The 21,852-nt window shown below is 34.3% G+C and carries 21 protein-coding genes and 1 pseudogene; all 22 read right to left on the bottom strand.

Annotation, left to right across the window (positions count from 1 at the left end; genetic code table 11):
- Window positions 1–196, bottom strand: a 196-nt coding sequence (locus HALSAC_RS17270; protein ID WP_035571789.1) for a hypothetical protein, incomplete at its 3' end; no start/stop codon positions are given.
- 374 nt (window positions 197–570) lie between these two features.
- Window positions 571–1,639: pseudogene (locus HALSAC_RS15720) on the bottom strand (IS30 family transposase).
- A gap of 218 nt (window positions 1,640–1,857) precedes the next feature.
- The gene (locus HALSAC_RS0110765) at window positions 1,858–2,442 is read right to left on the bottom strand and encodes a cell wall hydrolase (RefSeq protein ID WP_027340272.1); all 585 of its coding nucleotides are present in this window, start codon (window positions 2,440–2,442) and stop codon (window positions 1,858–1,860) included.
- 16 nt (window positions 2,443–2,458) lie between these two features.
- Window positions 2,459–3,121: an S-layer protein gene (locus HALSAC_RS0110760; RefSeq protein ID WP_051412190.1), complete on the bottom strand. Its 663-nt coding sequence runs from the start codon at window positions 3,119–3,121 to the stop codon at window positions 2,459–2,461.
- Window positions 3,122–3,138: 17 nt separating this feature from the next.
- A complete protein-coding gene (locus tag HALSAC_RS0110755; RefSeq protein WP_035571787.1) occupies window positions 3,139–5,124 on the bottom strand; it encodes a cohesin domain-containing protein in 1,986 nt (661 codons plus the stop codon).
- Window positions 5,125–5,135: 11 nt separating this feature from the next.
- On the bottom strand, window positions 5,136–6,077 hold the full coding sequence (locus HALSAC_RS16575; protein WP_027340269.1) for an energy transducer TonB: 942 nt from the start codon (window positions 6,075–6,077) through the stop codon (window positions 5,136–5,138).
- An 8-nt stretch (window positions 6,078–6,085) separates the two neighbouring features.
- Window positions 6,086–6,496: an ExbD/TolR family protein gene (locus HALSAC_RS0110745; RefSeq protein ID WP_027340268.1), complete on the bottom strand. Its 411-nt coding sequence runs from the start codon at window positions 6,494–6,496 to the stop codon at window positions 6,086–6,088.
- Window positions 6,483–7,106: a MotA/TolQ/ExbB proton channel family protein gene (locus HALSAC_RS0110740; RefSeq protein ID WP_027340267.1), complete on the bottom strand. Its 624-nt coding sequence runs from the start codon at window positions 7,104–7,106 to the stop codon at window positions 6,483–6,485. Before HALSAC_RS0110740 ends, HALSAC_RS0110745 begins: the two co-directional genes overlap by 14 nt.
- Before the next feature lie 285 nt (window positions 7,107–7,391).
- Window positions 7,392–8,216 (bottom strand): PHP domain-containing protein, encoded by an 825-nt coding sequence (locus HALSAC_RS0110735; RefSeq protein ID WP_027340266.1) that lies wholly within the window; start codon window positions 8,214–8,216, stop codon window positions 7,392–7,394.
- A gap of 210 nt (window positions 8,217–8,426) precedes the next feature.
- Window positions 8,427–8,960, bottom strand: a complete 534-nt coding sequence (locus tag HALSAC_RS0110730; protein ID WP_027340265.1) for a spore maturation protein — start codon at window positions 8,958–8,960, stop codon at window positions 8,427–8,429.
- Window positions 8,953–9,543, bottom strand: coding sequence for a nucleoside recognition domain-containing protein (locus tag HALSAC_RS0110725; RefSeq protein WP_027340264.1), 591 nt, complete (start codon window positions 9,541–9,543; stop codon window positions 8,953–8,955). The genes HALSAC_RS0110730 and HALSAC_RS0110725 overlap by 8 nt, the downstream gene beginning before the upstream one ends.
- Window positions 9,544–9,687: 144 nt before the next feature.
- Complete coding sequence (locus HALSAC_RS0110720; RefSeq protein ID WP_027340263.1) at window positions 9,688–11,682, bottom strand: bifunctional 4-hydroxy-3-methylbut-2-enyl diphosphate reductase/30S ribosomal protein S1; 1,995 nt, start codon at window positions 11,680–11,682, stop codon at window positions 9,688–9,690.
- 370 nt (window positions 11,683–12,052) lie between these two features.
- A complete protein-coding gene (locus HALSAC_RS0110715) occupies window positions 12,053–12,664 on the bottom strand; it encodes a tetratricopeptide repeat protein (RefSeq protein WP_027340262.1) in 612 nt (203 codons plus the stop codon).
- Window positions 12,665–12,841: 177 nt separating this feature from the next.
- Window positions 12,842–13,072, bottom strand: coding sequence for an RNA chaperone Hfq (hfq, locus tag HALSAC_RS0110710; RefSeq protein ID WP_027340261.1), 231 nt, complete (start codon window positions 13,070–13,072; stop codon window positions 12,842–12,844).
- A 98-nt stretch (window positions 13,073–13,170) separates the two neighbouring features.
- Window positions 13,171–13,365 carry a hypothetical protein gene (locus tag HALSAC_RS15710; protein ID WP_035571785.1) on the bottom strand — a complete coding sequence of 65 codons (195 nt, stop codon included), beginning with the start codon at window positions 13,363–13,365 and terminating at the stop codon, window positions 13,171–13,173.
- Window positions 13,366–13,382: 17 nt separating this feature from the next.
- The gene (locus tag HALSAC_RS0110700) at window positions 13,383–13,940 is read right to left on the bottom strand and encodes a hypothetical protein (protein ID WP_027340260.1); all 558 of its coding nucleotides are present in this window, start codon (window positions 13,938–13,940) and stop codon (window positions 13,383–13,385) included.
- Window positions 13,941–13,949: 9 nt separating this feature from the next.
- Window positions 13,950–14,549 carry a GTPase gene (locus HALSAC_RS0110695; protein WP_027340259.1) on the bottom strand — a complete coding sequence of 200 codons (600 nt, stop codon included), beginning with the start codon at window positions 14,547–14,549 and terminating at the stop codon, window positions 13,950–13,952.
- A 30-nt stretch (window positions 14,550–14,579) separates the two neighbouring features.
- A complete protein-coding gene (locus tag HALSAC_RS0110690) occupies window positions 14,580–15,539 on the bottom strand; it encodes an AAA family ATPase (protein ID WP_027340258.1) in 960 nt (319 codons plus the stop codon).
- Between the two features lie 146 nt (window positions 15,540–15,685).
- A complete protein-coding gene (locus HALSAC_RS0110685; RefSeq protein WP_027340257.1) occupies window positions 15,686–15,982 on the bottom strand; it encodes a hypothetical protein in 297 nt (98 codons plus the stop codon).
- Window positions 15,983–16,029: 47 nt separating this feature from the next.
- Window positions 16,030–16,968 (bottom strand): tRNA (adenosine(37)-N6)-dimethylallyltransferase MiaA, encoded by a 939-nt coding sequence (gene miaA, locus HALSAC_RS15705; protein WP_035571783.1) that lies wholly within the window; start codon window positions 16,966–16,968, stop codon window positions 16,030–16,032.
- 298 nt (window positions 16,969–17,266) lie between these two features.
- Complete coding sequence (gene mutL, locus HALSAC_RS0110675; protein ID WP_027340256.1) at window positions 17,267–19,159, bottom strand: DNA mismatch repair endonuclease MutL; 1,893 nt, start codon at window positions 19,157–19,159, stop codon at window positions 17,267–17,269.
- A gap of 24 nt (window positions 19,160–19,183) precedes the next feature.
- Window positions 19,184–21,832 (bottom strand): DNA mismatch repair protein MutS, encoded by a 2,649-nt coding sequence (gene mutS / locus HALSAC_RS0110670; protein WP_027340255.1) that lies wholly within the window; start codon window positions 21,830–21,832, stop codon window positions 19,184–19,186.
- Window positions 21,833–21,852: the final 20 nt, after the last annotated feature.

The raw sequence follows: 21,852 nt of genomic DNA, 5'->3' as shown, positions 1-21,852 counted from the left end.
CACCTGTGCTGTAATTAGTTACAATGATATTTTCATCTCCATTGCGTACATAACAAAGTATAACACTTTTTATTGGCGCTCCTTTTAATACTCTAAATAAAATTTCAACCTTCTCACCCAAGTCAGGGTTTGGGTTATTGACAAAATTTTTAGATACATCAGAAAAGATACTATCTTCCCAGCTTATTTTAACCATTATCTATCCTCCTTTCTCATCTTAGTAGTTCGGTCAATTTAATTTTATATAGTATCTCCTTCTATACTTATTACTTTGTATATAAAAAACCCACCAAAAAAAGAATAATTTCTTTTGGTGGGTTTGCCATTAGCTCTACATAACTCAAGGCAACCAAATTAACAAGTTATGCTTCTTCACTCTAATATATATCCAGTTTGATATAATAACATTGTTATGACTAATTTGTTTTTTGTGTTAAATATATCCTTTTTATATTATAACATATTTATAATCATTTTCCAACTGTAAAATATATTTTTCTTAAATAATGAAAATTGCAATATAAAATGCACAGCCTTTATGGAAAAAAACACCTCATATGATGTGTTTATTTATGCTACATTTAAACCTATTTCAAATATATTATTAGAACTTTTAAAACCAAACATCTTCCTAGGATAATTATTAATCCATTTTTCAATTCTTTTAATTTGATTTCTACTAAGATTCTTAAAGCTACTTCCTTTTGGCAAAAACCTTCTAATCATTTTATTTAAGTTCTCATTACTCCCTCTTTGCCAAGAAGAGTAAGCATCAGCATAATATTGCTTTGTCCTTGGAATTTACTTCTTGTAAAGAAGTCTCTATTCCTGTATAGTTATAAAATTCTTTCCCATTATCAGTTGTAATAGTCTTGAACAATTCTCTAAACTTCTTTACTCCTATTCTTCTTTCTATTCGATCCAGACCTCTTATTACAGCTTCCTGCGTCTTATTAGGTATAATCTCTATTATTTCTTTTCTACTATACCTCTCCGTTAGAACTAATAAGAAAGGCTCTCCTTTTCCCTTTCTACCCTCTACTAGATCCATTTCCCAATGACCTACTTCTAACCTCTCATCAGCTGCTTTAGGCCTATCTGATATTCTTCTACCTTCTTTACGTCTTTTAGTTGATTCTTTTTCTTTCTTCTTTGTCTTTTTAGACTTTTTATAATTACCATAGGTCAACTCTTCTCTACTTACAAATAGGATGCCTTTATCTATATAATTATAGATAGTCTTCCAATGTAATTCTATTTCAAAATCTTCACTATTTTTTATCATATCTGCAATTACTTCTGGAGAATACTTATCTTTGATTTTTTCCTCTATAAACTCAGCTAACCTGTGATCTTTACCTATTTTTATTTTAGCTCCTTTAGCTGTAGCATTTTGATCATATACCTTTTGAGCCTTTAATGCATCATATTCTATTCTAATTGTATAGTCCCAATTTAATAGCTCTATTTTGCCTTTTTTAACCTCTCTGCTTATTGTAGTTCTATGTCTACCTAACTCTTGTGCAATCTCTTTGGGAGACTTGTTTTGTTGATTATACAAGTGTTCTATTACTTTTCTATCTTCCCATTTTAAGTGTTCACCTTTGTTCTCATTTGTGTTATAATTATCTTGGCACATATCAATACCTCACTTTATGTTATTTGTGGTTATTTAACATTATATATGAGGTATTCATATGTGTCATTTATTTTTTGCACTATCCGTGCATTTAATTATACAATGTTCCTTTTTCTTAAATAACACCTTATAGTGATATAGTTGCACTTTTGTGCCACTATATCACTATAAACCTACACTAAAAAACAAAAGAGACCCTGTTGGGTCTCTTTTTTCATCTATTCAGCAAATCTGTGGTTTCCTATATCAATTAGTGTTGGTCTAGTCTCTAACCACCATAAGGTTCTAGCTGTCCTTGGATTGTAGAAATATAATGCACCAAGAGATGGATCACTTCCATATAAAGCTTCTTTAGCTGCTTTAAATGAAGTCTCATTTGGCGTTAAGTTTATCTGACCATCATCAACAGCAGAGAATTGGCCCTTTTGATAAACAACATCATAGATATTATTAGGAAATTCATCGCTTAAGACCCGATTAATTATCACTGCAGCTACAGCCACCTGCCCTTCATAGGGCTCCCCTCTAGCTTCACCATGAACTGCCCTAGCCAAAACATTCAAATCAGAGCTACTGTAATCAATTCTTGCTCCCCTTCTAGAAGAACTCCTATTACCTGAACTACTAAAACGATTAGCAAAGTACATCAAAAGAAGGGCAACGGCAACACCTTTATATACAGTCTTATCTTCTAAATCTTCTGCATAGGCTATATGCTTATAAGGCGAATTAAAAGAAGCTAAATAAGGAAAAAGTAATAAAAAAATCAAAGTCAAAGAAATTACTCTAAAGGATTTCTTCATCTTACTTACCCTCTTTCTAATTATTTAATAATAACAGAGTAGATACTATCCATCCTCCAGTTAACCAAAAGATCCTATTATTTAACTTCTCTACATCTTCTTGACTACCTGATCTATTCTCCAAATTATTAACTCTAGATTGTAACTCTATATTATTATTCTTTAATTCATTTAATTCTACTTCTAACTTAGCAATTCTAATGGCTTCATTCTCTAAACTATCTAATACTCTTTTAGCCTGTCTTTCTACACTATTAACTCTATAATTTGTATCAACAAGGTCTTCTTTAACTATAGCTTGATCCTTTTCAATCTTATCAAGGTCATCTCTTAAACTCTCATTACTTCTCATTATCTCTACTAATTCTACGCGAAACTCAGTTGCTAAATTCTTAAGAGTTAAGATATCTCCCTCTTCTGCTACGAATCTTCCTCCTTCGATATCACGTAGTATCCTAGCTACAACATTAGCCAATTCATAACGACTTACCTCATTATCACCATTAAAGTTATTATCTTGATGAAGGGACATATACCCCCTATTTACCAACTCTACCACGCTTTCATAGGCCCAGTGATCTCTTGGGAGATCCTCAATATTACTACTGGCCAAAGCTGGAGTACTAAGATTTATCAAAAATAAAGCTACTAAAATAAAACTACCTATCCTTACTCTCATATCGATCCCCCCTAGTCTTAAAACCGGTTATTTATAATTTCTATATCTATCTTACTATCTGATCCATCATACAGGTTAAGATCAACCCATTCAAAATCAAAATCTCCTTCACCCTTTATCTTAAAGTGGATATTTGCTATAATACCCTCTTGAACCTCAGTAGGCTTATCCAAGGAAGCAGAGATCCCTTCAACCAAACCTGCTTGATAATCAACACTTGGCTTATTCCAACTTAGAAGTTCTCCATTGTCAATAAAAAGCCTACCCCTTGATACATATATAGGGTCTAAGACCTCTTCATTAAATCCAAGTTCTCCTCTAAAACCATAAAATTCCTTTACATTCTTAGCCTTTACTTGAATCGTCATATAATCTCCTACTTCATACCTCTTATCTTTTAAAGGCTCTAACCTTACTTCATTGCTCAATTCAGGTATAAAAATAGTATTTCCTTCTTCAACATTACCTGCATTACTACTATCTACATAAATAGAATAAGGAAGATCACCATTTACACTCCCTACCTTTCTCAATAACCAAGGCACCTCTATAGACTCTCCTGGTTGCAAAGAACCTATATATTTATCAGATCTCTCACCTCTACTTAAAGCTAAGCCCGGTGGAAGTGCTAAATAAGTATCAACACCATAGGCTGGCGAAGCACCACGATTAATTATCATTGCTCTAGCCCTAAATATATCAGCCACTAGTGAATTATCAACTCTTCCAATTCCCTTCGGGCCAAACCATTCCACCTCTAAATTAGGCGGTCCAATGATTCCTAAGGACCTGCTTACTCTATTATCATCAGTATTCTCTGCACTTGCTCTAACTTGATACTCGACCTCACTCTTTGCTACTCCTTCAGGTTGTACCTCCCACATTACCTGAGCTGTTCCTCCAGCTTCTAAATCTCCAATAGATATTCTCTTAGATGGAGAGTTCAACTTAAGACCTTCTGGAAGATCTAAGTCAATATTTACATCTTTAGCAGTAATATTGGCTGTATTTTGAATGTAAGCAACAATCTGAACCTGATTACCACGTTCATCTACTACAACTTCAGCAGGTGAAGTAACACCTAAAGATAATATTCCTGGAACCAAAGTGATTCCACCAAGACCATAGTCAGTAGTATACCTCCTACTCTCACCTGGCTTTAATGGCTCTTCATCCCAAAATAGTGCCATAGCACTATCAAGTTCAAATTCCCCTTTTCTAATAAACTCTCTTCCTGGATTAAAATCAAATTCCCATGCCTCATCAGCCAAACTACCCCAATTTGAAAAGTACATCTTATCAGGTGTAGTTAAGCCTGGTCCAATAACAGTCCCTTGGGCCATTACCTTAGGATTACTCAATTGATCAAAGGCTTGCCAAAAAACTGGCATATCGTCCTTAGAGTATAATTTATCGCCTGTTACTGCTTCATCACCAACTCTAAAAGGAGCACCATCATTCTCCCCTAACATAGTATCAATCATAGCTCTTACTCCAACATCTCTAAGCTCTTGGCCCTTATTCTCAACTCTATATTCAATCTGTACTGTATCTGGTAAACCAGTAGTAGTACTTTGGACAAATGAAAGTACCTGTTCAACTAAGATATCATCAAACCTATATTTAGTTGAAATGCTATCGTCCTTTATCCTTGGATCTTCTACAACTTTTCCATAACTGCCAGACTTACCAGCTCTTTTGTCAGTCTCACCACCAAAGATATAGTTCTCACCATCAATTCTGATTGTAGTATAAGAACTCCAAGGGTAAGGATATCCATATAGTAATGGTTTATTATTATCATCACTTCTTATAGGATCTCCCCCTGTAACATTAATACCGAATCGTCCATTATTAAGTTCATTTTGATTAACAATAATCTCTACATATTCATTTTTCAACTGCAAGTTACCATATTCGTCTGTATTAGCATAGACAAGAGAAGAAACAAGAACGATCATCACTAATACTAACAAAAGACTAAATTTCAACTTCCAATTCATCTATTAACACCTCATTCCTCAAAAGAGAGATCTAAATACTTAACATCAACGTGATTTCTATCCTCAAAGGTGACCAGTAAGCGAATACTATAGTCAGAGTTATAAGGCTCAAACTCCCAACCTCTTTCAACAGTAAGCTTTGCTACATTATCAAGATTCTGATTTTGAGAAGATTCTACAATATCTACTCCTTGAATACTACCATCTGCACTAACTCTAACCAATAACTCCACTTCACCCTCTACTCCAGCATTTGCTGCATTTTTAGGGTAACTTGGAATTATATTAGAAAAGATCATATCTTGTGCTACTGGAGGTGGTGGAGGATCCTCTTTAGCTTCTTCTTTAACCTCTTCACCTTCTACTTCTTCACCCTCTTTGATCTCTTCATTTTCCTCTTTGGTAGAATCTTTTTCTTTCTGCTTCTCTTCACCTTCACCTTCTGAGACCTTAACCTCTTCTGTGCTATCTTCACTTGTCAATATATCTTCAGACTCTTCCTCTTGATCTTCGTCTATAGTAGGCTCATCAGGGATATCTTCAGCTTCATCTTCTATGATTTTTTCCTCTGAACCAACCTCTTCTTGTACAACTTCTTGCTCACTCTCTTCTTCTAACTCTCCAGCAACCTCTTCAATCTCATCTTTAGGTTCTTCTTGTAACTCTTCTAAGTCACCTTCTTTAAGATCTTCTTCTAACTCTTCTTCTTCATCCTCTTCTACCTCATCTACCACTTCTTCATCAACCTTAGTAGAGTAATCAGACTCATCAATAACTTCCTCTTCTAAATGAATTAAATTCAACTGACTTACTTTATCAGTAGGCTGACTTTGAAAAGCTGGCTGAATACCAGCAGTTATAGTTGAGAATAAGAAGAGAATTACTAAGTGGATTAATAAAGAAGAAAATAGATATTTGAAAAATTTCCCTCTAGATCCATTGTCATTTTTCATATTATCACCTAATTTAAACTTTCTTTGTCGGCTGCTAAAGCTAATCGATAACCACCCATATCTCTTACAATATCCATAACTTTAACTATGCTCTCATATTTTACATCATTATCACCTTTGATAATGAATAAGGCATCAGGACTATCATTAATATACTTACTTATTTCAAACTCTAAGTATCTCATCTCTACTTTCTCATCATCTAAATAAACCTCACCATTACTATCAATTGTTATGTTAACCTGCAAATCTTCTTCTTGCTCAGTTACAGTCCTTGCTGTAGGCAAATTAATCTCCAAACCAGTTGGACTTACCTTAAAGGTAGTAAATAGCATAAAGAATACTAAAAGAAAGAATATAACATCAATCATCGGTAATATTTGAATATTAGGGGTTCTCTTTAAGTTAGATTTGAACATTCTGATCACCTTGACTTAGAAGATCCGCCAAATCTACAAACCAAGTATTGATCTCCTTTACTCTATCATTAACTAAACTAACCAAGTAACTATACATTAGCATAGTAGGAATAGCTACTATCAAACCAACTGCTGTACTGATTAGTGCTTGGGAGATACCAACACTTAAAGCACTAGGTGATGCCATACCTTGAGCACCTGCCAAAATATTAAAACTATCTATTATTCCTAAAACAGTACCTAAAAGTCCTAGCAATGGTGCAATTGTAGCAATTACATCCAAAACATTAAGACCTTTCTCCATCTTTTTAACCTCATTTTGACCTATCAACTCTAAATTACTTCTAATCTCACTCTTTTCCTTACCATAATACTTCATGCCTTCTCTTAAAATACCAGCAACTGGCCCTCTCTCTTCTTCAATAATTGCTTTAGCTTCAACAAATTTACCACTATCCATCTTCAACTTAGCCTTTTTAATCAACTTGAAATTATTTGCTTTAGCCTTCTTTAAATAAATAAACCTTTCTAAAGCAACTGCAAGACTAATAACTGAACAGATTACTAGAGGTATGACTGTAACTCCACCTGATTTTAAAATTTCTAACATAAGTTCTCCTCCTCTTTGTTGTGAATTTTTCTTTTTATAATCTAATAATTTGCAACTAGAGTATGTCCCAAGTTAAATTAAAAGATCAATCCATCTGAAAACATCTTTACTTCAACAACGAATCTTATGAGTAATATTGACTTTAGATTTTAATTGAAATTTAAAGATCAAATTCTAAAAATTATCAACTATAATTACTTAGCCACAAATCAAAACTATTTTTAAACTTTATAATTTATTTTTAAGCTTTTATTAGTTTAGATTCGTGGCAGAAGATCTTTTAAGTTATTTTTTAGCAGACTTTAATTCTTCTAAGATTGAAATTGGCCCTTTGATCTTACCCATTAATATCTCTTTTTTCCTCTTTGGTCCATGACAATCTGAACCTGCTGTCATCAAGAGCTTATTCTCCCTTACAAATTCTAAATATCTCTTTATATCCCCTTTATCATGCTCTGTATGATAGACCTCTAAACCTTCAATTCCCCACTCAATCAATTTAGGAAGTAGATCATCTCTCTCCATTAAAACTGGATGAGCAAGAATGGGAACACCTCCAACCCCCTTAATTAATTGGATTGCTTCTTTAGGGGTTAGCTTCTTCCTTTCTACATAAGCTGGACAACCCTTACCTATATACTTATCAAAGGCGTCACTCCACTCTTTAACATAGCCTTTTTCTAGCATCAGTTGAGCAATATGAGGGCGACCTAAAGCAGCATCTTGGGCAAGATTAGCAACATTATCAAAATCAATATCAATTCCCACTTCATTTAGCTTTTGGACAATATTCTTGATTCTATTATATCTAGCCTCTTGTAAAGAAATCAACTTATTTACTAATTTTTCATCTGAAAAATCGATATAATACCCTAAGATATGAATCTCTGTATTCTCATAGTCTGTATTTAACTCAATTCCAGGTACCATTTCAATCCCGTTTTCTTTAGCAAGCTCTACTCCTTCTTTTAAAGCACCTACTGTATCATGATCTGTAATAGCTATTGCACTAAAACCTAATTCTACAGCTCTTTTAACCAGCTCCTTAGGAGTAAAACTCCCATCAGAAGCAGTAGTATGTAAATGTAAATCAACGTATTTTTCAGACATATCTCCACTCCTACTCTGTTATTTTTGCATACTAAGTTTATTTTAACACAAAATCGATTACTCTACTAGTATAAAATAAGCTATGTGCTTTAAGCTAAAAACCTTAAAACCATACTAAAACTAAGCAATCTTTAAAATATACTATCTATAAACACTAATTTTATCTTTTCTCTAAATAACTACTTCTATATAATAAATAAAAAACCTCTTTCAAAAAAAGACCAACTTGCAGATAAAAACTGCTGCCAAAAATCCTACAAAATCGGCTATTAATCCTGCTACAATAGAGTGGCGACTTCTCTTAATTCCAACTGAACCAAAATAAAGAGCAGCCACATAAAAAGTAGTCTCTGTGCTTCCTTGCATAGTAGAGGCTAATCTACCTATAAAAGAATCAGGACCATATTCACTAATTAGATCACTTACAATACCCAATGATGCTGTTCCCGATAAAGGGCGAAGCAATGCTAAAGGAACGACTTCCTCAGGAATACCTAAAGCAGTAGATATAGGGGCAATTACTCCTAGTAATAGATCTAAGGCTCCAGACGCTCTAAATATAGAGATAGCCATTAGCATAGCAACCAAATAGGGTAATATCTTAACTCCAACTCCAATTCCTTCTACAGCACCTTCAGTAAAAGTATCATATACATTTACCTTTTTAGTTATTGCAGTTACTAAAATAATTGCCACTATAATTGGGATAGCCCACTGAGATATGTTATTAACCAACTCAATCATAAAAATTACCTCTCAGCTTAGCTAGTAACTTATTAGCACTTATTCCAGCTAAAGTAGAGGCTGCTGTAGCAAAGATAGTCGTTCCAATAATTTGAGTTGGACTACTAGACCCAGCTCCTACCCTCAAGGCCAAAACTGTTGTAGGAATCAAGGTTACACTAGAGGTATTTATAACTAAAAAAGTACACATAGCATTTGATGCAGATTCCTTATCTCTATTTAACTCTTGTAACTCCTTCATAGCTTTGATACCTAATGGAGTAGCCGAATTACCCAAGCCCAATAAATTAGCACTTAAATTCATAACTATCGACCCCAATGCTGGATGGTCTTTTGGTATCTCTGGAAATAAGACCCTGGCTATAGGTTTAAATAATTTAGCTAAGACTTTAGTCAATTCAGCCTCTTCAGCAATCTTCATCAATCCTAACCAAAGAGCCATTGGCCCTATTAATCTAATAACTATCTGAACACTATTTTGAGCAGATTCCAAGATTGCTATAGAGACCTCTTCCATTCTCCCATTTATAGCTCCAATTATTATTCCACCAATTATCATTATCCACCATATCTTATTTAACATATTCATCCCTCCTAATTTAATTTTATGGTCCTATTAGAAGGGATATGAAGGATGATAAAAAATAAATGTTGGCCCAATTAAATTATAACTCAAAAATAAGAATAACCCTAGCTGAGTTAACAGCTGGGGTTATTTAAGAAGAAATTATTTATTAAATAAATCTCCAAACACATCACCTAATTTTACTCCAGAACCTTCATCATCATTAACTTGCTCGGTTCTAGGAGCTGAAGTCTTTTTAGCTACTTTCTTTTTAACCTTTGGTGCTTCTTCTAACTCTTTCAGGCTTAAACCAACCCTTCTATCTCCAGGTTCTATATTAATAACCTTAGCTTCAACTTCTTGACCAACAGTTAATACGTCCTCTACTTTATCGATATGCTCTCTAGATAGTTGAGAAATATGAATTAAACCTTCTACACCAGGCTTAACTTCCATAAAGGCTCCAAAATCTACTATCTTAGTTATCTTTCCTTTAACCTTATCTCCTGCTTCACTCTCTTCAATAAATTCATCCCAAGGATCTGCTTGAATCTGCTTTAATCCCAAAGAGATTCTTTCTTTCTCAGGATTTACACCTAAGACCTTAACCTTAATTGTCTCTCCTTCTTCTAAAACTTCAGAAGGGTGTGCAATTCTTCCCCAAGAAATTTCAGATATGTGTAATAACCCTTCTACTCCTCCTAAATCTACAAAAGCACCAAAGTCTACAAGTTTTGTAATTTCACCTTCTATTTCTTGACCCTCTTCTAAAGAAGCTAGAACTTCTTTTTTCTTCTCTTCTAGCTCTTCTTCTAAGATTACCTTGTGAGAAAGAACTACATTATTATTTTCTCTTTCAACTTCAATAACCCTTAATTCTAATTTTTCTCCAACAAATTGACTTAAATCTTCTATATAGTCTACTGAAACATGAGAAGCAGGAATAAAACCTCTTAGACCGATATCAGCAACTAAGCCACCCTTTACCTCTCTTGTCACTTCTGCTTCTATAACTTCACCACTTTCAACAAGCTCTTCTACTTTTTCCCATGCTTGCTCTCTATCCACCCTCTTTTTGGATAGTATAGCTTTTCCTTCTTCATCTTCTACTTCTAAAACTAAAAGATTAACCTCATCTCCTACAGAAAGAACTTCACTTACTTCCTTTCCTGCATCACTAACTTCATTAGCAGGCACAAACCCTTCTGTTTTAGTACCTATATTAACATAAGCACCATCACTATTCACCTGCTCTACTTTTCCACTAATTACTTCATTTTTACTTAATTCAACAGCTTCAAAATTCTCTTGAACTTCTTCATTAATTTCTGTCATTCGACTTAAGACCTCCTTAATTATCCAATTAGGGGTTGATGCCCCTGCGGTAATACCCACTTTATTAATATTATTAGCAAACCAACCATTTTTTAACTCATCTGCAGATTCAATATGATAAGTTTGTACATCATTTTGACGACAGATTTGGGCTAAACGATTGGTATTAGCACTATTGTAACCACCTATAACTATCATTAAATCTACCTTTTGAGATAATCGACCCGCCTCATCCTGACGTTGACCTGTTGTAGTACAGATGGTATTATAAACTTTCAATTCTCCAACCCTTTCTAAGAGAAAGTTACTTAGCTTTTGTAATCTATCCAAAGACTGAGTAGTTTGGACGATAACTCCAACCTTTTTACAAGTATCTAACTTTGAAAAATCTGATTCATCTTCTACAACAATTGCCTTATTATCTGCATACCCTAAAATAGCTACTACTTCAGGATGATCCTTGTCTCCACTTATTACAACTTGGTATCCATCTTCTAGTAACTCTCTAGCCTTATCTTGGGCTCTTTTAACAAAAGGACAGGTTGCATTAACAACCTCTAAACCTTTATCTTCAGCTTGGTTGATTATATTTGGAGGGACACCATGTGATCTAATTATTACTGTTCCCTCTTCTATATTCTTTATCTCTTTTTCTACTCCTATCCCAACACCTTCAAGTTTTTTAACAGCCTGAGGGTTATGAATTAAAGGGCCAAGGGTATGTACTGCACCTTCCTTTTTATCACCAATCTCTAAAGCTAGATCCATAGCACGGTTAACACCAAAACAAAATCCTGCATGCTTTGCTAAGATAATCTCCATAATTGCTTCCCCTTCCAGCACAGTAGCACATCTACTACTACATCATATTATTCCCAATATAGATACAATTATTATATAAACTTCTCTCTACTTTTTTCTCCATATCTAAAAAAATTCCTCCTTAAGCTTAGAAAAAATCGAGGAATATAAGCACCAAAATTATTAACTACCCTCATTATAACAGAAAAAGCAGTAAAATTAAAGGGTTTTATAGCCTATTAATGATAATTAAACCTTAAAGTGGCAGGTGATCCAATATCAAAATTTATTATTATTATATCACCTAGAAATATATCTCTTGGAAAATTATAAACAATTCGACTTATATTAATATCAAGCTAAATAATTATGGTACCTAAGATTTTTAAAGCTAATCTAAAAATAACCTAACTCCCCTTCTCCCTCTTCTAATATGGTTCATAGCTCTAAAGTAACTCCCATTCTTATAATAATTAACACCTAAAAGAAAGTGGGTATATTCATTATCTTCAATTTCTAATGACCTCTCTAAAGTTTTATGGGCCTTATCGTAATCCTCTAACTGATGCTCTACAACTGCTAGATAATTATATGTCCAGATATTTTGATCGTCTATATAACTAAGTTCTGTAAAGACCTCCCTTGCTTTTTCATAATCCTTTACAATATAGTAAGCAAAAGCCAAATAATTACTATTTACTATATCTAAAGGATTAATTGAAAACCTTTCTTCGTATTCAGGAATAATATCTCTTAACTTCTCACGCCCTTCACTTTTATCTATAGATTGTAAGACATCCATAGAATCTTCTATTTTTCCAAAATTGGCATAAATAACAGCTAATTGATAATCTAACACTATATTCTCTTCACCTGATTCACTTCTTAAATCTTCATTAATCCTTAATGCTTCTTGCCACTGTTCTTCAAATCTACTGCTTGCAAAAGAGGTTGATGAGTATAATACCAATATAATCATAAAAAAGAATAATACTTTTCTCATATTAATCCCTCCGTAATCTATATGATTTAAATGTAATCTATACTTTAACTATACCCCGACAGAAACTACAATAGCAAGTTTTTCTTACTTAATTACATTATTCAATAGATCAGGAGCTTATACCTGCTTAATATAAAAGATAAATACAAAAACAATATTTCTTAATTCTTTGTAAGATTAATTATCTTCAAAAAGATTATCAACTAAATTTTGTGGAACTATTGTAGATATTGCATGTTTATATATCATCTGCTGTCTTTCTCCTTCTCTTACTACAAGCACAAAACTATCAAAACCTTCTATTACTGCTGATAAACAGAAACCATTAACTAAAAAGACCTTTACTTCCTCTTCTCTCTTTCTTAACTCATTTAAGAAATTATCTTGCAAGTTTATCTGCCCTTTCATTAACCTTCCTCCTTTTTTATTACTGGTAATGAGTAAAATCACAAGACATATTGAGGCTAAATTTTAATATTACTCATTACCCATTTATCAACTCAACTTTAACTTTGACCGTCTAAATCAAAGTACTCTCTACCACAGCTAGTACACTTACCTTCTTCTAAACTTCTCTTTCTTAAGATAATTGGGGTAAATAATATTCCTTCTTTTAGCCCTTCTTCCCGGCCTAATTTTCTTCCTAAAAGATAACCAAACAGCATAGAAGATAGTACGATTATTAATATTCTATAAATCATATAATTCACTCCCATCATTATCTATGAAGAAGCCATACAACTATTGGTGTAGCAAAAATAACAATTACACTTCTCTCCCAACTTATCCCTAAGGATATTACAAGAGATAAAAAAGATAATAAAACTGTCCCCCCTTTACCCAAATAATTGATAAAGTTATCCCTATTAATAAACTCTTCTAAATAATAATCTATATAATCATCTAGTAACTGTATGAAAAGCATTATTGCTAAAGAAAAGATAAACTCCTCCTTATCTAAAGCTATAAATCCTAGTCCTAACATTACTATAACCTCTTGATAAGCTTTTAATCCAGTAGGTAACTTATTTCCATCCATATCCATACCCATTCCAATTATATAACTAGCCCAAAACAGAGATACTGTCAGATAAGGATCTATCAAAGATGAAAATGTCATCAATATAAGTACATAAGGAAGAATTCCCCTCTCTAATCTCAGGACCAAGGTCTTGCGTCCATTTAATCTATCAATCTCCTGGTCTAGATAGTCGTCCATCAATTTAATTACCAAACCGGTCAAGAAGATAACCGAAAAATCATTCAATCCTTCCATATTATCCCCCTAAACATTCTCTAATAAAAACGATTTAACCTTGGTAAATCCTTCTTGATAAAGAGCTGAAATTGGAATTACTAAACGCTTATCTACTACTTTATTTAACTTAGATAATTTCTTAAACCCAAAATCTAAATCTACCTTATTGGCCAATACCTTATAACCTGCTTTATTGAATAAAAAACTATAAATTTCTTGATCAATAACCCCTAAATGGAAATCAGATTGAAATTGGCTTAAGTCTATCATATGAAGGATTATCTCAGACTCTATTAACTCTTGGAGAGTTTGAGCCATAGCCTTTCTATTTTTTATATTAATATCTCCTTCATCACTTAGACCACAACTATCAACTAAACGTATTACCTTATTATGCTTGCCAACAGGCAGGTTAAGTTTTATACTATGAATATTATCAGTCTTATGAGGATCATCTGATATTAAGGTATCGTAGGCTTGGTCTAATGTATATGTTCTAGTAGAGATAAAACCTGCTGGCTGTTTTATCATAAATTTAACCTCTTCTAAACCTAAATATCTAGCAAAATTAAGAAGAAAGGAGGTCTTCCCAACATTAGGTTGACCTATTATTAAAACCGATACCATTTTATCACCTCGCGTTATATTAATTAAGAGTTAAGAGTTAAGAATTAGACTCAAGTCTTCTCTAGTAATAGCCATTAGATCTTCTTTAGTTACTTTATCCTTCTTCATTAACCTTAAAGCTTGATTTCTAATTCCCTCCTCAATTATATTGCGTACCGTTCTAGCATTACCCTCTTCTGGGCCAACACCCTTTCTAATTGTACTTAAGATATTGTAAAGTTTTGCTTCCCCACCTTTAGTAAGCTTATACTCCCGTTCAGCTATCATCATCTTGGCTATTTCGATTAATTCTTCTAGGGAATAATCTTCAAAGTCTACTTGTATTGGGAATCGAGATCTTAAACCTGGATTGCTGCTAAGGAAGGTTTCCATCTCCTTTGGGTATCCTGCTAAGATTATAACTAGATTATCTCTTTTATCCTCCATTGCTTTTACCATAGTATCTATAGCCTCCTTACCAAAATCCCTATGACCACCTCTAGCTAAGGAGTAAGCCTCATCGATAAATAATATCCCTCCTAGAGCTTCTTTAATCACTTTCTTTGTCTTTTGGGCTGTATGGCCTATATATTCTCCTACTAAATCTCCCCTATCTACCTCTTTAAAGCCACCATCTTCTAAGACCCCTAACTCCTTAAAAAATTTTGCTAGTATTCTAGCAACTGTAGTCTTTCCGGTACCAGGATTTCCTTTAAAGATCATATGCAAGACTAAAGAATCAACCTTTAAATTCTGCCTATCTCTCTCTCTTTGTACCATAACAAAAGCCCTTAGTTGAGTCACTAATTCTTTGATTTTTTTTAATCCTATCATACTATCTAAGTCTTTTAAGATCTCCTCTATCCCTTCTTCACTTAGCTTAGAAGAATCGTGCCTGTCTAAATCCATCTCTTTAGTATCATCTGCCATCTTAAAGAATTGGGTAAGTGAGATATCACCAGCTTCAAAGCGCCTTAAAAGTTCCCTTCTCTTTATACTATTTAAGGGCATCTACAATACCCCCTTTATAACTTCTTTTATATTATATGCTTAAAGGGAAGTAAAATAGAATTGATAAAAGTAATAAAGCTGAGCTTTATTACTAGTAATTTAAACTTTAAGCTGAACATAAAAAAGGACACCCACCTTGGGTGTCCTTAGTTACAGTATTCGCATAAGGCTATAAGCTCTTTATTATCTTTAAAAACTTCTTTTTTTAGTGCTTTATTTACTAATTTGTAATCATTACAGACTTCATAACGACAACAGATATCACAGATATAAGAGGAGACTACTTCACAATAACTGTACTCTTCATGCTCTTGACTTTCACAGTTACAAATAGGACAGTTAACCTTCCCCTTTATAGCGTCATCCTTCTTTATATCCTTCACATCACTCTTATTCTTCAACCTAAGTAATAACTTGGCAATCTCTTCATTATACTTTAGCAAATTGCTCACTCCCAACTTAAGTCATAACAATCAAGTTCGATTTTAAACTAAGTCCTAAACTTATTATTAACCATTTTCTTAACCTCAATAAGAAGATTCTCAAATTCATACCTATCTACATCAAACCACTTAATACTCTTATCCCTTTTAAACCAAGTAAATTGACGCTTAGCAAAGTGGCGAGTATCCCTTTTAATTAACCTAATTGCTTCTTTTAAATCATACTCACCTTCAAAATAAGCTAATATTTCCTTATAACCAAGACCTTGCATAGATATAAGATCACGATGGTAACCTTTATTATATAATTCTCTAACCTCCTCTAGCAATCCTTCTTCTATCATTAAATCTACCCTCTTATTTATCCTTCGATATAAAGATTCTCGATCCCTTTTTAAACCTATCTTCAGTGCTTTATAACGCGGCTTTCTCTCTTGGGCCAACCTTTTGAAGTGAGTTGTAGTTTTTCCAGTCTGCTTATAAACCTCAATCCCCCGGATTACCCTTCTTAGATCATTTGGGTGGAGTTTATCTGCTAAATCTGGATCTACCTCCCTTAACTTATTATGGATATGTTGATTACCTAATTCTTTTGCCTCTTCTTCTAAGCTCTCTCTTAAGTCCCAATTAGTCTCCATCTCAGGAAAGATAAAACCTTCAATTACTGACTTAACATAAAGTCCTGTACCCCCTACAAGCATTGGTAATTTACCTTTATTATAAATTTGCGGGATCAACCCATCTACTTTTTCTTGAAAATCTGCTACACTAAACTCTTCTTTAGGATCTATTATATCTATTAGATGATGAGGAACTAACTCCTGCTCCTTCTTAGAAGCCTTAGCAGTTCCTATATCCATCCCCTTATATACCTGCATAGAATCAGCAGATATTATCTCTCCTTTTAAATCTTGGGCCAACTGCAAAGAAAGTCTAGTCTTTCCCACAGCCGTTGGCCCGACAATTGCCAATAAAGGCTCTCGCATTAATAAAAACCTCCCCTAAGTTAATTAATAGTTGAGAGTTAAAACCAAAAATAAAATCTTTTTTACCACTAATGAATACGAATAAAAAATTAAAACATCTAATCTATCTTAATTTAATAAACCTCCTATATATACACTATAATCTAATAATAATTTAAATTATATTAGTGTTAATTAGTACCTATTAGTGGTTCCAAAAAAGATTTTAACTTTTTTGATCTTTTAATTTATACTATACAATAACCTCACAACCTATTAATTCTTCATTCTAAATTTTCAACTATCAATCGTTCTAAATTTATTTCCTCTTGAATTCCTTCTCCAACTGACTTTTAGATAAGTGCATCATTACTGGCCTTCCATGAGGACAGTTGGTTACTCCATACTTTTCCATATCATCAATTAATTTATTCATCTCTTGTGAAGATAATTTATCTCCAGCCTTAATTGCACTCTTACAGGAGATTGTTATTAAAATATCTTCAATTAATTTATATCCATCAATCTCTTGGCCCTCTAACAAAGAATCTATACATTTATAAATCAACTCTTCATTATTTAAGTTAAAGAGGCCTACGGGAACTGATCTGAGTAGATAACTATTACCGCCAAACTCCTCTAAAGAAAAACCTACCTTTTGGAGTTCTTCCCCTCGCTCCTTTAGAACCTCCACTTCTTGGTGAGTAAGATCTAAAGTCAAGGGAATTAATAATTCTTGAGATCTAAGCTTTCCACCTTTAAATTCCTTGGTCAATTGCTCATACATAACCCTCTCATGGGCTGCATGCTGATCTATAATATGCATCCCATCCAAGCCTTGAGCAACTATATAACTTTGGTGTATCTGACCTATGGGAATCAAGTTAAGTTCTTGATCCTCTTTATATTCTCCCTGCTCCTCCTTGATACTTTCTTTAGGAACATTAATATCTTCAACTTTACTAACCTTAATACCCTCTTTACCTCCAGTTTTATTCACCCCAAAGAGCTTCTCTATCTTTTCTCTTCGCTCTTCTTTGCTATCTTTTGGCTTAAAGTTATCATAATTACCTCTATAAGAGCTTTTAGCTTTAGAGTAGTCTTTAGCTTCTTTAGCCTTCTTGGGAGAAGAAAGTTTCTTTTTCTTTAATTCCAATTCTCCTTGTTCTACTAGCTTTTCTTTCTTTTTAACTTGATTTTTCAGCTCTAACTTAGGAACTAGATCACTATTTCCCAAAGCTTTCCTAACACCTATCTTAACTAGATCATATACATTATCAGTACGGCTAAATTTGGCTTCTAACTTGGTAGGGTGAACATTCACATCAACAAGAATAGGATTTAACTTAAGGCTTAAGGTTACAATTGGGTATCGATTAACAGTTAATAAGGTGTGGTAGGCATCATCAACCGCTTTACTCATTAGATAACTCTTAACATACCTTCCATTGACAAAGAAAGATTGATGTTTTCTTGAAGAGCGAGTAACCTTTGGTTTAGAGACATAACCTTTCACTGACATATAATCATCTGAATAATCGATCTCTATCATCTCTTTAGCTAGATCTTTTCCATAGATATTAAAGATCACATCAATTAAATTTCCATTACCTGTAGTCTCTAATATCTTTCTCCCATTATGCTCTAGAGAAAAGGATATATTAGGATAAGCCAAGCTAAGTCGATTAATTATATCACTAATATGACCAATCTCTGTTGAAGTCTGCTTTAAGTATTTATAACGAACTGGGGTATTAAAGAAGAGATCTTTAACGCTAATGTTGGTACCTACAGGTGCACCACAGCTCTCTTCCTTTTCCACCTCTCCTCCTACAATTCTAATTTTGGACCCACTTAAGGAGCTTTTGGTTTTAGTAATTAGGGTTAGGCGAGATATTGCAGCAATACTAGACAAAGCTTCCCCTCTAAAACCAAGGGTCCTTAGAGCAAAAAGGTCGTTGGCCCTTTCTACTTTACTGGTGGCATGGCGCTCAAAGGCAAGCCTTGCATCCTCTTCATCCATCCCTTCGCCATTATCGATTATCTGAATCAGGGACTTACCACCATCTTTAACCTTGATCTCTATCCTATCACTTCCTGCATCTATTGAGTTCTCAACCAATTCCTTGACCACAGAGGCAGGCCTCTCTATCACTTCACCGGCAGCTATCTTATTAGCTACCTCCTCAGATAATAACTTTACCTTTCCCATTTTTACACCCCCTTTTGTTATCTGTTATCTGTTTTTCGCTTTTTGCTGTAGCTGGTGTAGGGCGTTCATAGCTTCTAGAGGGTTCATAGACATTATGTCTAACTCTAAGAGTTCTTCAACCACTTCATCATTAGGCTCACTAAATAAAGGTAGCTGGGCTGGAGATTCTTTTACCTTAGAAGGATCTTTTTCTACCTTCTTCTCTACAAAGCTATCCTCTTTAGCAAGTTGAAGGGTTCTCTCCTCCCCTTCTTCTAAACGGGCCAATATCTCCTTTGACCTCTCTATTACTTGATAAGGAACACCTGCTCTCTTGGCTACCTCGATTCCATAACTCTGATCGGCTCCACCTGGGACTATCTTTCTTAAAAAAACTACATCCTCTCCCTCTTCCTTAACAGCTACATTATAATTCTTGACCCCTGGGAGATTATCCTCTAGCTCTGTTAGTTCATGATAGTGGGTAGCAAAGAGAGATTTGGCCCCTATCTTCTCTTTATCGCTAATATATTCAATTACTGCCCAAGCTATACTTAGACCATCATAGGTACTGGTTCCCCTCCCTACCTCATCTAGGATAACTAAACTCTTATCACTAGCATTATTTAAGATATTTGCCACCTCATTCATCTCCACCATAAAGGTACTTTGGCCTGTACTAAGATCATCAGAGGCTCCAACTCTAGTAAATATCCGATCGACGATCCCAATCTGGGCTTTAGAGGCTGGGACAAAGCTTCCAATCTGGGCCAACAAGGTAATAAGAGCAACCTGTCTCATATAGGTAGATTTACCGGACATATTTGGCCCAGTAATAATAGAGAATCTGCTCCCTTCTCCATCTAAATAAGTATCATTAGGAACAAAGACCTCCTCTTCAATGGTCTCCTCTACAACTGGATGACGCCCACCTTCAATCTTAATTGTACCTCCATTATCAACTATAGGCTTCTTATAATTATTATTCAATGCCACCTCAGCTAAGGATATAAGCCCATCCAACTGGGCCAAGCCTTGGGCTGACCCTTGGATTCTATCAATCTCTTTACCAACTCTTTTTCTAACCTCAAGAAAAATCTTATACTCTAAATCAACGCTCTTTTCTTGGGCTTCAAAGATGAGTGACTCCTTCTCCTTTAACTCTGGAGTTATATACCTTTCGCTATTACTTAGAGTCTGCTTTCTAACATAATCTTCAGGTACTGCATCTAAATTGGCCTTGGTAACTTCGATATAATAACCATGGACCTTGTTATGTCCAACCTTAAGCGAGGAAATTCCCGTTCTCGCCCTTTCTTGCTTTTGAAGTCCAACAATCCAGTCCTTGCCGTTATTCATAGCATCTAGGTACTTGTCTAATTCTTCATTATATCCTTCTTTAATCAGACCACCTTCAGTAATTGTTGTAGGTGGCTCTTCTTGGATAGAACTTTCAATCAAAGCTGTTACATCCTCTAAATTGTCTAAGGATTCCTTTAGATCCTTTAACTTAGGTGTTGAGAATTGCTCTAATACCTCCTTTAACTTTGGAAGTATGATCAAAGAGTTCTTTAAAGCTATCAGATCTCGACCATTGGCTGAGCCATAGACAACCTTACCAATTAACCTCTCAATATCATAAACTTGGTCTAAAAGATCCCTTAACTCTTCTTTGAGTAAGATATTCTTAGATATCTCTTCAACACTATCTAAACGTTTATTTATCTCTTTAACGTCCAAAAGAGGCTGTTCTAACCACTTCTTTAACATCCTCCCACCCATAGCCGTTACAGTCTTATCTATTACCCACAGTAAGCTTCCTTTCTTTCTCTTATCCCGCATAGTCTTAACCAACTCTAAGTTTCTACGGGTATTGGCATCCATAACCATATAATCAAGGGTCGAATATGTAAGAAGAGAGTTGATATGGGATAAACTCCTCTTTTGAGTTTTGTTTAAAAAATCTATAATAGCTCCTGCTGCTTCAATACCGATATTAAGTCCTTCACATCCAAAGCCATCTAGACTCATAGTTTCCAAGCTATCAGTCAACAGTTCATAGGCTCGATCATAATTAAATGACTCTTCTATATCTGTAATTATTGATGTAATATTAGACTTAATAAAATTCATAATTCTCTTAGAAGAACTTATCGTCTCATCTATTATCACCTCAGCTGGATTTATCCTAGATATCTCATCTATCACCTTGTCTATAGAATCTTGTCCATCTATTTGGGTCAGTCCAAACTCCCCTGTAGATATGTCAACAAAGGAGAAGCCATAACCATCCTTGGATCCAACTAAAGAGACTAAGTAGTTATTATCCTTATCCTTTAGTATTTTATTATTAATTACAGTTCCTGGGGTTATAACTCGAACAACTTCTCTTTTAACGATCCCCTTAGCTTCACTAGGATCCTCAACCTGCTCACAGATTGCTACCCTATAGCCTTTCTCTATTAGTTGGGAGATATAAGACTCAGCCGAATGATAAGGAACTCCAGCCATAGGAGTAGGTTGGCCCTTCCCTTTATTTCGTGCTGTTAAAGTCAATTCCAACTCTTTAGCTACAATTTTAGCATCTTCGTTGAACATCTCATAAAAATCACCCAACCTAAAAAAGAGAATAGCATCCTGGTTCTCTTCTTTTATCGATAAGTACTGCTGCATCATCGGTGTCAACTTTGCCATTTTAAATACCTCCTGTATAG

Origin of the sequence: Halonatronum saccharophilum DSM 13868, assembly GCF_000517025.1 — a bacterium.
Lineage (GTDB): Bacteria > Bacillota > Halanaerobiia > Halobacteroidales > Halobacteroidaceae > Halonatronum > Halonatronum saccharophilum.
The sequence above is the reverse complement of the archived record's forward strand: the minus strand, read 5'-3'. Positions and strand labels throughout refer to the sequence as shown.

Bases quoted from the DNA above. Each gene is read 5' to 3' on its own strand.
- mutL (WP_027340256.1), bottom strand. From the start codon at position 19,159: ATGGGAAAGGTAAAGTTATTATCTGAGGAGGTAGCTAATAAGATAGCT.
- miaA (WP_035571783.1), bottom strand. From the start codon at position 16,968: ATGCGAGAGCCTTTATTGGCAATTGTCGGGCCAACGGCTGTGGGAAAG.
- mutS (WP_027340255.1), bottom strand. From the start codon at position 21,832: ATGGCAAAGTTGACACCGATGATGCAGCAGTACTTATCGATAAAAGAA.
- HALSAC_RS0110745 (WP_027340268.1), bottom strand. From the start codon at position 6,496: ATGTTCAAATCTAACTTAAAGAGAACCCCTAATATTCAAATATTACCG.
- HALSAC_RS0110740 (WP_027340267.1), bottom strand. From the start codon at position 7,106: ATGTTAGAAATTTTAAAATCAGGTGGAGTTACAGTCATACCTCTAGTA.
- HALSAC_RS0110735 (WP_027340266.1), bottom strand. From the start codon at position 8,216: ATGTCTGAAAAATACGTTGATTTACATTTACATACTACTGCTTCTGAT.
- HALSAC_RS0110715 (WP_027340262.1), bottom strand. From the start codon at position 12,664: ATGAGAAAAGTATTATTCTTTTTTATGATTATATTGGTATTATACTCA.
- HALSAC_RS0110725 (WP_027340264.1), bottom strand. From the start codon at position 9,543: ATGTTAAATAAGATATGGTGGATAATGATAATTGGTGGAATAATAATT.
- HALSAC_RS15710 (WP_035571785.1), bottom strand. From the start codon at position 13,365: ATGATTTATAGAATATTAATAATCGTACTATCTTCTATGCTGTTTGGT.
- HALSAC_RS0110765 (WP_027340272.1), bottom strand. From the start codon at position 2,442: ATGAAGAAATCCTTTAGAGTAATTTCTTTGACTTTGATTTTTTTATTA.
- HALSAC_RS16575 (WP_027340269.1), bottom strand. From the start codon at position 6,077: ATGAAAAATGACAATGGATCTAGAGGGAAATTTTTCAAATATCTATTT.
- HALSAC_RS0110700 (WP_027340260.1), bottom strand. From the start codon at position 13,940: ATGGAAGGATTGAATGATTTTTCGGTTATCTTCTTGACCGGTTTGGTA.
- HALSAC_RS0110755 (WP_035571787.1), bottom strand. From the start codon at position 5,124: ATGAATTGGAAGTTGAAATTTAGTCTTTTGTTAGTATTAGTGATGATC.
- HALSAC_RS0110730 (WP_027340265.1), bottom strand. From the start codon at position 8,960: ATGATTGAGTTGGTTAATAACATATCTCAGTGGGCTATCCCAATTATA.
- HALSAC_RS0110720 (WP_027340263.1), bottom strand. From the start codon at position 11,682: ATGGAGATTATCTTAGCAAAGCATGCAGGATTTTGTTTTGGTGTTAAC.
- HALSAC_RS0110690 (WP_027340258.1), bottom strand. From the start codon at position 15,539: ATGCCCTTAAATAGTATAAAGAGAAGGGAACTTTTAAGGCGCTTTGAA.
- HALSAC_RS0110695 (WP_027340259.1), bottom strand. From the start codon at position 14,549: ATGGTATCGGTTTTAATAATAGGTCAACCTAATGTTGGGAAGACCTCC.
- HALSAC_RS0110760 (WP_051412190.1), bottom strand. From the start codon at position 3,121: ATGAGAGTAAGGATAGGTAGTTTTATTTTAGTAGCTTTATTTTTGATA.
- hfq (WP_027340261.1), bottom strand. From the start codon at position 13,072: ATGAAAGGGCAGATAAACTTGCAAGATAATTTCTTAAATGAGTTAAGA.